General features: G+C 43.9%; 16 protein-coding genes. All 16 read right to left on the bottom strand.

The annotated features are described in order from the left end of the window. Positions 1 to 4 precede the first annotated feature (4 nt). The 16 genes from QQL66_RS02700 to QQL66_RS02625 all read right to left on the bottom strand — a co-directional run bounded on the left by QQL66_RS02700 (position 5) and on the right by QQL66_RS02625 (position 13,439). Entirely contained in the window at positions 5 to 418 is a 414-nt protein-coding gene (locus QQL66_RS02700) for a hypothetical protein (protein WP_284378467.1), read from the bottom strand. Between the two features lie 33 nt (positions 419 to 451). After that, positions 452 to 1,405, bottom strand: coding sequence for an AgmX/PglI C-terminal domain-containing protein (locus QQL66_RS02695; RefSeq protein WP_284378464.1), 954 nt, complete (start codon positions 1,403 to 1,405; stop codon positions 452 to 454). Beyond that, complete coding sequence (locus QQL66_RS02690) at positions 1,406 to 1,909, bottom strand: ExbD/TolR family protein (RefSeq protein WP_284378462.1); 504 nt, start codon at positions 1,907 to 1,909, stop codon at positions 1,406 to 1,408. Next, positions 1,906 to 2,424 carry an ExbD/TolR family protein gene (locus QQL66_RS02685; protein ID WP_284378460.1) on the bottom strand — a complete coding sequence of 173 codons (519 nt, stop codon included), beginning with the start codon at positions 2,422 to 2,424 and terminating at the stop codon, positions 1,906 to 1,908. Before QQL66_RS02685 ends, QQL66_RS02690 begins: the two co-directional genes overlap by 4 nt. Before the next feature lie 4 nt (positions 2,425 to 2,428). Next, the gene (locus QQL66_RS02680; protein WP_284378456.1) at positions 2,429 to 3,094 is read right to left on the bottom strand and encodes a MotA/TolQ/ExbB proton channel family protein; all 666 of its coding nucleotides are present in this window, start codon (positions 3,092 to 3,094) and stop codon (positions 2,429 to 2,431) included. A 64-nt stretch (positions 3,095 to 3,158) separates the two neighbouring features. Then, positions 3,159 to 3,470 (bottom strand): hypothetical protein, encoded by a 312-nt coding sequence (locus QQL66_RS02675; protein ID WP_284378454.1) that lies wholly within the window; start codon positions 3,468 to 3,470, stop codon positions 3,159 to 3,161. Continuing rightward, a complete protein-coding gene (locus tag QQL66_RS02670) occupies positions 3,470 to 4,111 on the bottom strand; it encodes a tetratricopeptide repeat protein (RefSeq protein ID WP_284378452.1) in 642 nt (213 codons plus the stop codon). The genes QQL66_RS02675 and QQL66_RS02670 overlap by 1 nt, the downstream gene beginning before the upstream one ends. Beyond that, positions 4,098 to 7,016, bottom strand: a complete 2,919-nt coding sequence (locus QQL66_RS02665) for a tetratricopeptide repeat protein (protein WP_284378450.1) — start codon at positions 7,014 to 7,016, stop codon at positions 4,098 to 4,100. The genes QQL66_RS02670 and QQL66_RS02665 overlap by 14 nt, the downstream gene beginning before the upstream one ends. Then, positions 7,016 to 9,043: a tetratricopeptide repeat protein gene (locus tag QQL66_RS02660; RefSeq protein WP_284378448.1), complete on the bottom strand. Its 2,028-nt coding sequence runs from the start codon at positions 9,041 to 9,043 to the stop codon at positions 7,016 to 7,018. The genes QQL66_RS02665 and QQL66_RS02660 overlap by 1 nt, the downstream gene beginning before the upstream one ends. Before the next feature lie 14 nt (positions 9,044 to 9,057). Continuing rightward, the gene (locus tag QQL66_RS02655) at positions 9,058 to 9,552 is read right to left on the bottom strand and encodes a hypothetical protein (RefSeq protein WP_284378445.1); all 495 of its coding nucleotides are present in this window, start codon (positions 9,550 to 9,552) and stop codon (positions 9,058 to 9,060) included. A 37-nt stretch (positions 9,553 to 9,589) separates the two neighbouring features. Continuing rightward, positions 9,590 to 10,708 (bottom strand): DUF3570 domain-containing protein, encoded by a 1,119-nt coding sequence (locus QQL66_RS02650; RefSeq protein ID WP_284378442.1) that lies wholly within the window; start codon positions 10,706 to 10,708, stop codon positions 9,590 to 9,592. Continuing rightward, entirely contained in the window at positions 10,695 to 10,877 is a 183-nt protein-coding gene (locus tag QQL66_RS02645) for a DUF4266 domain-containing protein (protein WP_284378441.1), read from the bottom strand. Before QQL66_RS02645 ends, QQL66_RS02650 begins: the two co-directional genes overlap by 14 nt. An 81-nt stretch (positions 10,878 to 10,958) precedes the next feature. Continuing rightward, entirely contained in the window at positions 10,959 to 11,441 is a 483-nt protein-coding gene (locus QQL66_RS02640) for a TlpA family protein disulfide reductase (RefSeq protein WP_284378439.1), read from the bottom strand. A 59-nt stretch (positions 11,442 to 11,500) separates the two neighbouring features. Next, positions 11,501 to 12,175 carry an outer membrane beta-barrel domain-containing protein gene (locus tag QQL66_RS02635; RefSeq protein ID WP_284378438.1) on the bottom strand — a complete coding sequence of 225 codons (675 nt, stop codon included), beginning with the start codon at positions 12,173 to 12,175 and terminating at the stop codon, positions 11,501 to 11,503. Then, positions 12,172 to 12,993 (bottom strand): SH3 domain-containing protein, encoded by an 822-nt coding sequence (locus QQL66_RS02630; RefSeq protein WP_284378437.1) that lies wholly within the window; start codon positions 12,991 to 12,993, stop codon positions 12,172 to 12,174. The genes QQL66_RS02635 and QQL66_RS02630 overlap by 4 nt, the downstream gene beginning before the upstream one ends. Further along, positions 12,993 to 13,439, bottom strand: a complete 447-nt coding sequence (locus QQL66_RS02625) for a sugar phosphate isomerase family (RefSeq protein ID WP_284378435.1) — start codon at positions 13,437 to 13,439, stop codon at positions 12,993 to 12,995. Before QQL66_RS02625 ends, QQL66_RS02630 begins: the two co-directional genes overlap by 1 nt. Positions 13,440 to 13,606: the final 167 nt, after the last annotated feature.

Genomic DNA, 13,606 nt, shown 5'->3' with positions numbered 1-13,606 from the left:
TAGATCACTCAATATCACTGCACTGCAGAGTAGAATCCAATACAGAATTAAGGAACCGAACAGGTTCCTTTTCTTTTAAGGATAATACAATCTCAGGCAAATCAGTTAAACGTTCAACAACACTACGAAAAGCATTCTGATTCGACACCGACACCCCATTCACAGCCAAAAGTTCGTCCCCGGATCTGATACCTGAATCAAACAAAAAGCTCTGTGTATCCAGATGAGTCACACGATAGGAAGTAATCACTAACTCAGGGTAAGCTCCTGTCATTACAGGCTCATAGCCAACCTCTGACGCCCAAAGAGATCTGTCCTGACTCCAGGCATCCAGAATCCCTTGGGGAAGATACGTACATTGAGCGTGGCTAATCGCCGAAGTAAGTAAAGCAACACTAAAAAGATAAGCTCTTATCATACATCACTCCATTTCTTACTTCGGTTCATAGGACTAACTGTCACCGAAGACAATCCATTGCTTAACTGTCGTTTTGGTTACATCTTTAGCACCAAAGTCAAACAGACGAATTCGAGCAGCCAAGCGACGCTCTACTTTAGCATCGTTCATTTCACTTTCGACAACCTTACACGATGATACAGATCCGTCTGGTTCAATGGTCAGCTCAAACCAAACCTTTCCGCCCAACAGTGGATTTTTACGAAGTGCTTTATTGTAGATGGTAAACAACGATCCTTTATTAGCATCCATAACACGACGAATATCTTCATCGGTTCGCTTACCTTTCCTACCTGCTTGTGCTTTTTGCTCCGCTTCTGCAGCCATATCGGCCAAAGCACTTTCATCATTCAAATCAGCAACAGACTGACCTTGAAGACCAGAACCCGCAGTTCCGCGAGAAACACCAGCAGCAGAGACACCACCGCTTCCCGTTGTTGCTTTGGAGGCAATGACAGCACGCTCTACTTTTGTTGCTTCCTTGCCACCCTGATTAACGGTTGCTCCCTTGGCGAGCGTCCCTAAATCCAGAGATTGCCTTAGCTCTTTTAACGCATCAGCATGTTTTAAAAGCCCTGAATTCTTAGCCTTCTCCCTCGCCTGCTCCAGTTTCTTTTGATCAGGTTTAGGCTTTGGTTTTTCTACCTTTGGCTTAGGTTTTTCTTTGGGCTTTTCCTCCTTAATCTCCGGTTTTTTCTCCTCTTTCTTTTCAGGCTTAGGAGGCGGAGGGGGTGGTGTTACCTTCTTCTTTTTCAGAATCACCTTCGATAATTGAGGAGGTAATTTCTCTAACTCCTCTCGTTCCGGCTCTGTCAAAGGAATAAAAGGCATGACAAAACCAAGAATCAGCACAAGAGCCAAAATTATACGTAAGATCTTCTGGTAACGACTCTGATCTTCAGGAATAACGGTCCAGGGAAGTTGATATTGTGGAATCACCGTTGCCATTTACGCCCCCTTACTCACCTTGCGATTTACCGCAAGAGAAATATTGGTGTAATTGGCTTCAGCACAGGTGGCCATAATCTTCTTCAACAACGCATAAGGGATCTGTTTATCCCCCACAATGGTGACCGCCCGCCCTTCTTCTAACTCTTCCTCAGATAAAACCCGTTGTTTAGAGGCCTGATAGACCAACTCTTCCTGCAACGATGGAATCAGAGACTCTGGCCCCGACACATCACTCACAGTAGCTACTGCACGGCCTTGTACAAGGATCTGCTCGCTGTTCACAAACACAACCAAAGACTCTGCCGGCAATTGCTCTGCCGCAGACTCAGGCATTTTAATGGATTCATTGTTTTGCAGTACTTTTACATCAGACTGATTCACCATCAAGAAAAAAACCAGAATGGTGAAAATATCCATCAAAGAAACCAAGTTTAGGCTTGGCTGCTTCTTATTACGTGCAAAGTGACGAGACATACGCTTAGCGCGTCGAGACATTTTCATGACTTACCTCCCGCACTTGCACTGCTATCAAGATCAGGAGCATCGCCAATTGAGATATCAGGAAAAAGTTCTGCATCCACTAAAGAAGCAGCAACCACCGCTTTGTATGAACGAACCGTATCCATCACCGCTACAAGCGTTTGATAATCTGTAGACTCCTCGGCCAGCAGAGTAATATCACGTTTCTCTGGAACCTGTTTCTTTAAATCAATTAATAATTTAGACAAAGCAGCAAAGTCATACACTTCACTCACTCTCGGGAACTCTTGAATTGGGCCTTTGATCGTATCCGCTAACACCAACTTGTCTTTACGGATGACCACCTCCAACTGCAACTCATTGAGGTCTATTTCCTCATTGTTTTGCGTTTTCGGAAGCTTCAATTCCAACACGGTAATGTTGGCAAAGACCATGCTTAGCAGCAGCACAGGAACCAGAATAATCATCAGGTTCATAAAGGCAGTAATATTGAGTTCCGCTTCATCGACATTATGTCGAATGCGCTTCTTCAACATACGATTATTCGCCTTTTGCTGTTTCAGTCGTCTGAGCTTGGTTTGTTTGCTTTCGATCGAAGATGGTATTCAGTACTTTCACACCCGCCATTTCAAAACTATCAATGATCTCATTGGTTTTGGTTTGAAGCAGTGCGTGTAAGATCAACAGAGGAATAGCCGTCATCAAACCAAATGCGGTGGTATTCATCGCAACTGAAATACTTTGTGATAGCAAGGTCGCCTTTTCTGCCGGATCAGCATTAGCTACCGCCGTAAACGCGGCAATCAGACCAATAATCGTCCCCAAAAGACCTAAAAGAGTTGCAACGTTAGCCATTGTTGCCAAATACGGGGTGCGTTTCTCAAGGCGAGGAAGCGATTCCATCAACCCTTCTTCCATCGCGTACTCCACATCATCACGACGAGCACCGCCAGCTAAACGAGAAATACCAGCAGCAATCAACTCACCCATAGGCGTTCCCGAGTCATTACCAAGCTTCATAGCACCTTTGAAGTCTCTTTTAGAAATCATTGGCATCAGAGATTCAAACACTTTTCGGTTCGATGAACGTGCCGCTGAAAGATAAATCCAGCGTTCAATCGCAATAGCCAAGCCAATTGCAGCAACAATAGCAATTGGGTACATAAATGAACCACCTTCCTGAAAAAAGCGAACGATAGATTCCATGAAATTCCTCTCTGATTTCTTTATTTCCAATGAATTAAATTACACATTTCGCCAACAGCGACGACTATTTTTGCGAAGATGTTTCTGTGTCTTTATAAAAAGTGTCAACCTTACGTTTAAAGTCGAAGTAGTCTAAATACTCATCTCGAGCGTGCAAGTCTGGCTTGATCTCTTGCTTCAATCCACTCAGCTCTGCATCTGTTTGCCAAGGCATAATGAAAAGAACTTTCGGTTGTTCCTGATTACCACGAACAAAAATTCCTTCCAGCTCAATTACTTCCTCTGCTCTGACAAAAAAGCTACCTACTAGCAACAATCCATAGAGCACGAACTTAAGAAGCAATATTGATGTTAGTAAACGAGAAATACCAAACATTAGCCTTCCTCCTTCGCTGGAATACGGCGTTGAAGATCCAAGATCCAACCTTTCACCAACTTGTCGCTATTGCCCGTTTTCTCCATGTAGAGTTTATATTGTTGTAGAGCAAGTTCCGATTGATGTAGATATAAATCGAGTAAGATTCCGTAGTTTTTATGTACGATTGGGGACTGGTCCTCAAAACTGAGGCAATTTTTATACACGCCTTCTGCTTCTTGAAACTTACCTTGGCTCCGCAGTGCGCGTCCTAAAGAATTACAAACCCGAGGATTTGACGGATCAATCGCATGTGCCATCTGCAACAAAGAAATTGAAGCCTCTAATTTCGAGTGCCCTTCAAGAAGAAGCGCCTTGTTATAGATAGCTGAAACAAGGTCAGGTCGTTGCTGTATTAACTGATCCAGCAATTTTTCCGCGTCCTTAGTTCGCTTCTTTTTCAGTGCAGTCATAGCCTTACTGAAGATATCACGATAGCTGGCATCAATAGTTAACAGCCCTAAGCCAGCGTATTCACTGTAATCAGCAACGGGTTCAACCAGCACATCATTTCTTTCGGATGTTACCGAAGGCGCTTGCTGAACCGCACATGCGGTTAGAAACATAATCAAAAGGACGACTAAGCAGTTATTGAATAACATCAGCATATCCCTCTACTTGCTCATCCTTGGCATACCTCGCCGGCATAATCTTAGCCAAACGTTTATAACTTTCTTTTACCCAATCGTCATAGATGCCATCAACAGTGCGGGCAATGTTGGTTTCATAGACTTCAATAGAGGTTTCTTCGAATGGGTACGCCTGCTCTTCTAAAAGAATGTCGTACTGTTCCAGTTCTAACTCATCCAGTCCTTTAGGACGTTCAGAGTTCATCAGGTCTTTACTCATCCTGTAATACGCGTCGGCAATTCGGTGTGTAGAAGCCGTAGAAAATTCAGAAACGCCATAATCAGCAACCGCAGTATATTTCTTAATAACCGTCTGCATCGCGCTCTGTTTGCGTTTAATGGATTTACCCAGAGGAAGCGTTAATTTTGCCTTTTTAAAAGCCTGCCAATCGTCTTCTGCCAGCTCATACGAAGCCGCTGCCGCTAAATACACAGAACGCTCCGTGCGTTCTGGGCCAGCATTTTTATCATTCTCAATGATTTTTTTCAGCCAAAACTTACGTTTATTTGTTTCCTTTAGTGCTTTATATAACTCAGCCAATTTATGCTGTGTTTCTAAGTTCACAATAAACGGGGCGGGATAGCCATGAGCATAAGAACGGTAGCGATCAATAGCTTGAGGAATTTTATCGCCCTGCTCATAGTAAGTAGCCGCCTGGAATAATGCTTTACGTCTCTGTTCCTGGTCTGATTTCTCATCGTTCGCCATAGCCGTCAGCTCGTTTGCAGCATTTGACCACTGCTCACTTTGCTCATAGGCATAAATCAGCTTGTCGCGAATCCCCTCACTCAACTTATGCTTAGGGTAGGTTTTTCTAAAGGCATTCAGTTTGGCGATAGCCGGCGTCCATTGCTTTAAGATCAAGTGCTGCGCAATGATGTCGTACTGAGTCTGAATCTTAATATCGGCTTCTGGAACAGTCACCAGAACGCGTTCAAAGTGATTCAATGCTTCCTGGTTTTTGTTCTCTTTAGCCAGAGCCTCACCTTGTCGATAAATACTAATCGCCAAACGCTGTCTTAAAGATGGATAAAGCTGATGATTCTTTTTCATCAGGCGCAACGCCTGGAAGTAACCATTTTCGGCTTGAGGATAATCCGCTAACTCAAAGGAAGCATGACCGACAACCACCCAAGAAGCACGTCTGTTCTTTCTTGAAGAATAAGGTTGCCATTTAAGCGACTTCCACGATTGATCCACAACGTATTCAGATTTACCCGTTTCAATCAGCTTAACGATCACTTTTCTAGCGATGTCTCTGGCAGGTTCATATTCATTTAATTTAAGAAGACTTTCAGAAGCATCCACCAAAACACCAATCGAGCGACTATCATTTCCAAACACATCGGCATATTTCAGAGACTGTTCAATTTTGGTTCGGACATCCGACTCAAGTTTGCTTTGCTCTGCAATGCGTTGGAAAGCAACCACAGCGGCGTAACCTGCTGCAGATCGTTTCTCAATATCATAATCAGGGTAGTCATAAGCAGCTTTCGAGTAGGCGAATGAAGCATTTTCAGAGTCACCAAGAAGCGTATAAACATCCCCAACCCTATGGTATTTATCAGCAACATCTGGCTCTTTCGGGAAATCTTTTATATAGCCGTTATACCAGCCAATCGCTGTATTAAAGTATTCCTTCTGCTCTTGACTGTTCTTCTTGGCTTTTTGGCCACGAGTATGAAAATAGCTGGCTAACTGTCCCATATACTCTTTTAATCGTTGAGTATGCTTTGGTGAGACCGCATCAACTTGAGCAGTATACCATCGGCTAGACAACCCATAATCAGTAGCGTATTGAGCCTTCGCAGGAATAATCACTGAAGGGAAACGACCCAACTCATAAACCTTAATGACTCTTGCAAATACTTCAGGACTGTCTGCAGCCAAAGGATGACGTTTCACATAAGCTAGATAAACATCCGCTGCATCCTGATAGCGTTCTTTTGACTGATATAAAAGCCCTAAACTTGAGAAGACGAGAGATTCATAATGACGCTCACCTACCTTCTCATAATATTGAACGACCGACTTACCACCTTCGAGATAGCCGAAGGCATAACTCATCGCTCGGAAAGAGTCTTCAATTAGCGCTTTTTGGTTTTTAGTTAACGATTGATAAACTTCTTTTGAAGGCGCCAGATGATCTAGCAATGCAGTAAACTCATCCAAAGACGCTTCATAATCCGCCTGTTTGAATAAAGCCCAGGCTAGCATAAATCGTGCATTAACAACCATCTTAGGGTTGTCTTTGCGTTTAACCACCTGTTCATAGGCTACGCCCGCCTGAGGGTATTGTTTATTGCTATAGAAAAACTCAGCCCGACGATAATAAGCCTCACTCGCTAAAGGCGAATTAGGGTATTTCTCCAATAATGTTTCGAGTAACTTATCACTGGCTTCAAGATTACCTTTTAACCCGTAGGCTTTAGCCAGTTGGTAGTAGGTGGTGTCATTATCTGGATTATCCGGGTAATCCCTTAATAGTTTTTTATAGGCCTGGATGGTGGAGTCAAACTTACTCATTGCAAGCTTCTGCTGCTCGAAGGTTTCCCCCTGCACTTGCAGCTCTTCACTTTCCACCATCGCCAATCCGGCCAGACGACGTTCGATACGAGCCTTTATTGCCGGATCAGCAATTAATTTCAAAGCTCTTTGATAACTCTTTACGACACTAGAATGGGACACAGCCTGAACATTAACGGGTTCTACATCCGGTATGTTGGCAGGATTAACCTGATCGACTGGCTCAATCTTAGGCTTTAAAGATTCAACTTCCTGAAAAGAAACATCTGACTCTGTAGTTTCCGGCGTTGTAGCACAGCCGGCTAACAGAAAGAAAACACAACCTAAAGAGGTATAGAATCGAAGGCTCATCAGTGGGTGCCTCCATTTGAAGCTAGCGTTCTGGCGTCCGACGAGTCAGGTTCTACGTGGCCTAATTCAAACGCAATCTCATCGCGTAATCTGGCTGAGGCCAATATGGATTGTTCTAAATAAGTCTGAGCTACCTTTTGACGCTCTGCCAACTTTCGATCCAACATACTAACAACTTGAGATTTCAGATTATCCTGTAAGGTATGAGTCTGTTGGACCAGACCTTGAATGTGTTTAGCTAAACGATCGATCTTTTCTGAATATCCCTTGAATCGAGACGGCGCATAGACTTCTGCTGCTTTCATCTTGGCAAGAGCACGATCCGACTCCTGAAGTTCATCGTTTAGATTCTTAACTTCACGCTGATAACGACGGAAATTACTCGGGAAGGCTTCCCTCATTTCCCAGAAATGAATTCTGTTCAAATGTTCATAACGTGCTTCATAGGAAGTGGTTTTGTGCTTTCGCGCATACCCTTCCATCGACTTCAGGTGTTCAATATTCGCCTTTACTCGCTCAAGCAGCTTGTTATTGATCAACTGTTCCTTCGAACCAACTGAGAAAATATCCTTATAATCGGAGATTGAGTCCAAACGTCTGGTATGAGCCTGAGCTTCTGTTTGATAACTCTTCAAACGAAGATCCGCTTCCATTCGTTTAATCTTTTGAGCCGTCTTTTCATAACCTAATCGACGGTTTTCTACCATATAATCAAAGGTTTCAATGTAATCTTTCTTCGACTCAAGAAGACTGGAAACCTGAATAAGATCTCTATGATCTGACAATAGCTGCTGGAAACCTTCATCCTGCCATACCTCTTCTGTCCATAAGAACAGCGGCTGATCCGGTTCAATATTTATTTGGACAGGAGACCAAAACGTCTCACTGGAAGATTGAATCGTTCCAAACCAGTCACCGTTCTGATTTTCATTTCTAAGTTTGGACAGTGCTTCTACCTGATCCGCATAAAAATCAATTCCTTTTTCAAACCACGCCAGCGCTTTTTCTTTATCACCCAATTGTTCAGTAACGTTGGCTGACATCACAAAGGAATCCAAGGCTTGATATGAAGGTGAGCTTGTTAACGAGCGCCACACTTTACTGGCTGAGTCGAGCTGACCGTCCTGCATTAAGCTCCATGCTAACCAGCGACGGGCTTCCACCGTGCGTAAGGTATTAGCAGGCACTTTTTTAAAGTAGTCCACTGCCGAAGACCAATGCCCTTTCTTTGAAGCATCCATCCCCATTTGAAGGTTTTTATGGGCTTCCAACTCTTTAAGTAAAGGAGCGACATCCTCATCATCTTGGCCAAACCAAGTGCTGTCTTCAGGGTCTGAGTTTTCCACCTTAGCCGCACCTGGCGTCACACTGACCAAGCGTTTTGAGTTATAGGATAAAATCGGTAACCACTCCAGATCCTCAAGGGACGACAACGACGTAAGAGCTTTTTTCTTTTGCCCCAAACGGATGTAGGCGTCTAACTCATAGAGATATTTGAAACCTTGTTGTTCTTCAGTTAACTGAGTTTCATCCACTTTACCAACCCACTTCAAAACATTGGCAAAATCTTGTTGCTGATAGTAATAGCGTGTCAGATACAAATACGCCGTAGGAAGATGAGCTGAAGATTGATTTATGACTTTCTGATAACGCTTTTCCGCTTCATCCTGCATCCCAAAATAGTGATAGAGGCTTGCTTCAATCAGCGTCAGATTGTTCTGGGCAGGTTCTGATGGCGATAATTCAGGCGATTCACCTTCTGGTTTCCGGTTCGGCAGATGCTTCCATACCCCCTTACTTTCGGCCACTAATACATCAGTAATGGCATTCAAGTACTCTTCTTGATGCTGGGAATAAGAGACATGCTTGAGAGACAAACGTGCAATCGCTTGATCAGACGTGAGTGAGTCCTGAGCTGTTTGGGCAGACATCACAGGTGAAGACAGTATAAAAACAACACCCATCAAACATAACTGCGACACAGTTCGGGACACGTTAAGAATCGTATTAATGCGGGAGGACAACACGAAAAGAACCTCGATTATTGCCACTCACGGACTTGGAATTCTGGCTGTAAATCTTCTGACTGGCCCACAACACTGATTTCCAGGAATTTTGCTTCTGTGTCCTTGGAAAAAGCATGTTCAGTCACTCTACGATAGTCTCGCCCCTTGGGGCCTAATCCACGGAAGGTTGCCACCAAACGGTGATCCCCCGTTTTTAAATGTCCCACATATAGACGCTGAACTCCGCCTTTATTCAACGAAGCAGACTGTTTTTCTGTATAGAGGTAATTAGCTACTTCCTTCCCATCAATTTCCAATGAAACAGAATCCAATTTAAATAGGTTCTCAGTTTCAGAGGAAACAAATACGGTTAATTGGGTACTGGAAGGAAATAACAATTCTTCTTCCAGCAAATACAAATCCCGATTCAACTCCAGTACAACTTTCTTTAGATTTTGAACCTGCTCGTGCAGAGGTACGATGGTTTCTTCATCCACGCCATTGGCGGCAAACGAAACAGAAGACAACATCAAAGAATACAAAGTAAAAAAAGCAATGATCCATCGCTTAAAAGTTAGTACTGAAAGAAACATAGGCTACGGTCGCGTCAAATTCGTAAAGCTGTTTATTATTGTTCTGATTAAAATCACCGCCTTGATACTCATAGAAATCGTTGTATTGATAACGAATCCATTCAGCACCAAACGCTAACGAGGGTGTTTTTAGCCAGCTAATATCCTGAAAGAGATACTCTACACCCAGGCCAAGACTATAGGAATCAAAATCGCTTAGCTCTTTATCTCGACTTCGGTAGGTAAACACCGAAGAGAACTGATCCTGATAGAAACTTGCCGAGGACTGGCCATAATAACGAACCCACCCTTCTATGATCCAGTGGGTTTGTAAAGATTTCGTTGCAGACAACCGAAAATCATCCGCTTTTATATCCCACGTGTCAGAAAAATACCTGTATTGAGCTTTAATCGCCGTCGACCATGTCTCAATAAAGTAATCGGCTCCCACCGAAAACGCATTACTCCGACGAGTGCGCGGCAAATTTTCATCAAACAAGACGCCATTAATGACAGATTTTCGGTAGGGACTACCTAAAAAGCCTGTATCGGAAATATGCTCATAGTTCGCCCTAATAACCATTTCAGGCAACACCACCTGCGACAGCCCCAGTCGATAGAAATCGTGATCGGCTGTATCCGAGAAATCAGAAATATTACTTAACACCGTATCCGATCCTGACGAGTAGCCCAAAGAAGCTGTGGTCAGCCCGCCAAAAAACTCTTCCACATAATCAAAGTGATAGGTGTCCGACTGATAGTCGCTTTCATCGCTATTCACGTAAGCAATTGAGATTTTTGCATCTTTTTCAATGTAATCCGCAGATACAGAGTATTCTGTTCGTTCATCCTCATAAGGACTGGCATAGGACTTCACATCAATCGAAGCGGAACTGATTTCGTCCACATAATACGAAGCAGACACAGACACCGAATCCGCGACGGACTTACGAACAAAGAGGGCTGGTCCGGTCACTTCCACACCACCACCGTCGTAATAATGGTAGGTGGCCTCCGCATGATCTTTTGGTAAGGTGATTGCCCAATTCAATCCAGACAAAGGCAATAGCATCAGCAAAAAAACGAGTTGGCTACGCAACCTAGTTACACCCACAACCACCTCCCTGGCTGCCCGTCGCACCTTGCGATGCTCCCCTTACTGAATAAACATGTTCCCGAAACTGGGCGGGATAAGTATGTCGTTCACGCACCATTTCTTCACGACTTAACAAACCACGCTCATAAGGTGCAACCCAAGGCTGAAATTCAGGCAGTTTAGTCATTTCCTTCCACGAGGAACACCCGGTAAAGAGAGGAAATAACATCAGAAGACAAGTAAGTTTTATGGCCCGTTTCAAACGGCATTACTCCTTTAATAGCGCTTCGATGATTTGTTCATATTTCTGCTGATCCCCTTCCTGGTACCCCAGATGAACATGGCGTACTTCACCATCACGACTGAGGAACACACTGCCAGGCATGGCACGAATGTTATATTCCTTAACCACAGAATGAGACTCATCCAGCAGAACCGGATAGCTTAAATTAAACTCTTTCAGATACCCGGACACGTCCACATCGGGGGTATCTACATTGATAGCCAAGACAGTAAAACCGGCACGTTTAAATTTCTTTTGAAGCTGTTCTAAAATTGGTAATTCTTGCTTACAGGGTCCACACCAGGTTGCCCAGAAGTTCAGCATAACCACGTCGCCATAATACTCACTCAGGCGAATATTCCCATCAGCAACCGAGCGTAAAGCAAAATCAGACGCTTGCTGACCAGCTGACGCCAAATTCATACCGAACAGAAGACATAAGGCCCACATTGTTTTAATTATTTTCATACCCTTCCCCCGCTTAGGCTTTCCATTTCAAAGATTGCCCGAATAAAACTTCAGGCCATCTAGAAAAAGATGCCTGTTCCTATAGATACCGCTAAATTATGCTTATTTTCCGCTTCTCCCAAGAGATCCGATTCAAAAAAATAGTCTCTCGCTTCGACCCGAAATGCCCACCAGTCAGTGGCTAACACACGTAACCCTACACCTAAGTTATAGGTTTCCAAATCTTCATCCAAAATTGAGGTACTACCAATACCGCCGATCAAATACAAAGAAGAAGGGAATGCCCACTTACCTATAAACACTTCTCCAGGCATCAACTGAAGCCCTATGGAAGCATCATAAAACTCAACGTCTTCGGTTTGATTCTCAAATAAAGGCACCCCGAAACGGCGATAATTATCATCATTGATTTCAGTGGTCGCCCAGCTCGCCTCAACGAATAAAAAATCCAAAGGATGATAAGCTAATCGGGCACCTTTGAACGTTTCTGAACCGAAATCTTCCAAAGAAATAAGACCAGCCATGACAGAGATTTCAAAGTTCTCAGAGTCAATCGCAGGAACGTCCACGTCCTCACCGCTCAAATCGGGTTTGTAGATCCAATCGGTATTTTCATTTTGTACGGTTTCGTCAGCAGTCTCTTCTGCAAACGCCACTGTTGTTACACCAAAGACCATAACACCCAACACCAGCCCTAGGACCGATTGCGTCCACGCTACACTCGACTTACTCAAAAGAAGGCTCCTATTCCTACACTTACTAAATCCAAATCATCTCGGCGATCATCATCCACATGCAATAGCATTCGCCCAAACTCAGCTCTCAATACAAAATTACGGGTAAAGTAAAACCGCATGCCGATTTGCGCCATGGTGATTTCATCTGTTGTGGTCTGTCCGCCAATGACGGTACTGTTTGGGTCATTTTCCAGCTCGCCCATGGATAACCCAAAATAAGGTTCCCAACGGCGACCACGTAATGGTTTCCCTTGAATGCCGATGCCATAAAATCGTGTATCGGCAAAGTCATTAAACGCCTGACCGTAAAAAGCCTCGGCTTCCAGAAATTCTGAAATCTTGTAACCAAGGCGACCATTAAACTGGGTGTCTTGAGCTAATCCACCTACAAAGACAGATATTTCAAAACGAGCGTCATAAAAATCTTCCAAAACAGCTTCTTCGAAATCCTTCCCATCGCCATAGACCAGTTCAAGCGAGGATAGCTGTTCTTCTTCAACCCAACCTTCAGTACCGTTATCGGTGACCACCCGATACCAGCTGGTACGACGTCGGACGACTTCCAATATCTCACCTTGTTTAGCACTGTAATGTTTGGGGTAGCCGTACCCAGGCCCGGTGTAGAGATCAACAAAGGTTCCTTCAACTTTCAATAACACTCGATCACTCTGAATCGGCTCATCAAGTGTACTTTCAACAAGGGTTTGAGTAGTTGAGACGCTGCTCTGACTTGCCGGATCGAGTGTTTCAGCGTTTAACGCAGCAGAACAAACACAGCCAATCAGGAAAATTAAAAATCGTAAAGGCTGAGCCATTAAGGCGTATCTCCAGAGGTTACTTCTTCAGGGTTGGAAATCCAGGCAAGGATCGTCAGGTAATTGGGATCATTAACATTAGCAAAGATATCTCCCCCCGCATGGCTGCCAGTAATACTAAAGGTGCCTGCTAACGGCTCTAATAACAACTTACTTTGGCTCGGTGTGGTTAAGTTGGAGAGCGACTGTGCAACCCGGTAGTTGAAATCCATCTCGAACGAGTCCTGAGCTGCATTGGGATAGAGCTTCAAACCGCCGCCTGAGCCATTCCCGATGTTATGACACCCGGATGACGAACAGACTTTACCGTCAAGATCCATATCAAAAATCGCATTCACCGATGTTTGATAATCTTCAAAGATCAACTGCTGATTGACTGCAATTTCTTCATTCTTGACTGACTCACCGCACCCCACCAGCACCAAAGCAAGTAATGACGTTGACACAAGAGATCCCCTAACAAAGGAAAATCTCTTGTAGTTAACCGTTAATAGATCGTTCATGTGCTTGGTGCGTTTTTGATGTTTAACGTCCATGCTTTCCTCAAAAAAGCGTCATTATTCCTGGAATATCAGCGGGTAATTTACCTACCTTCTGATAATAAACCCGCTGA

Source organism: Litoribrevibacter albus (genome assembly GCF_030159995.1).
GTDB lineage: Bacteria > Pseudomonadota > Gammaproteobacteria > Pseudomonadales > Litoribrevibacteraceae > Litoribrevibacter > Litoribrevibacter albus.
Note: the sequence above shows the minus strand (reverse complement) of the source record. Positions and strands in the feature narration are given on the sequence as shown.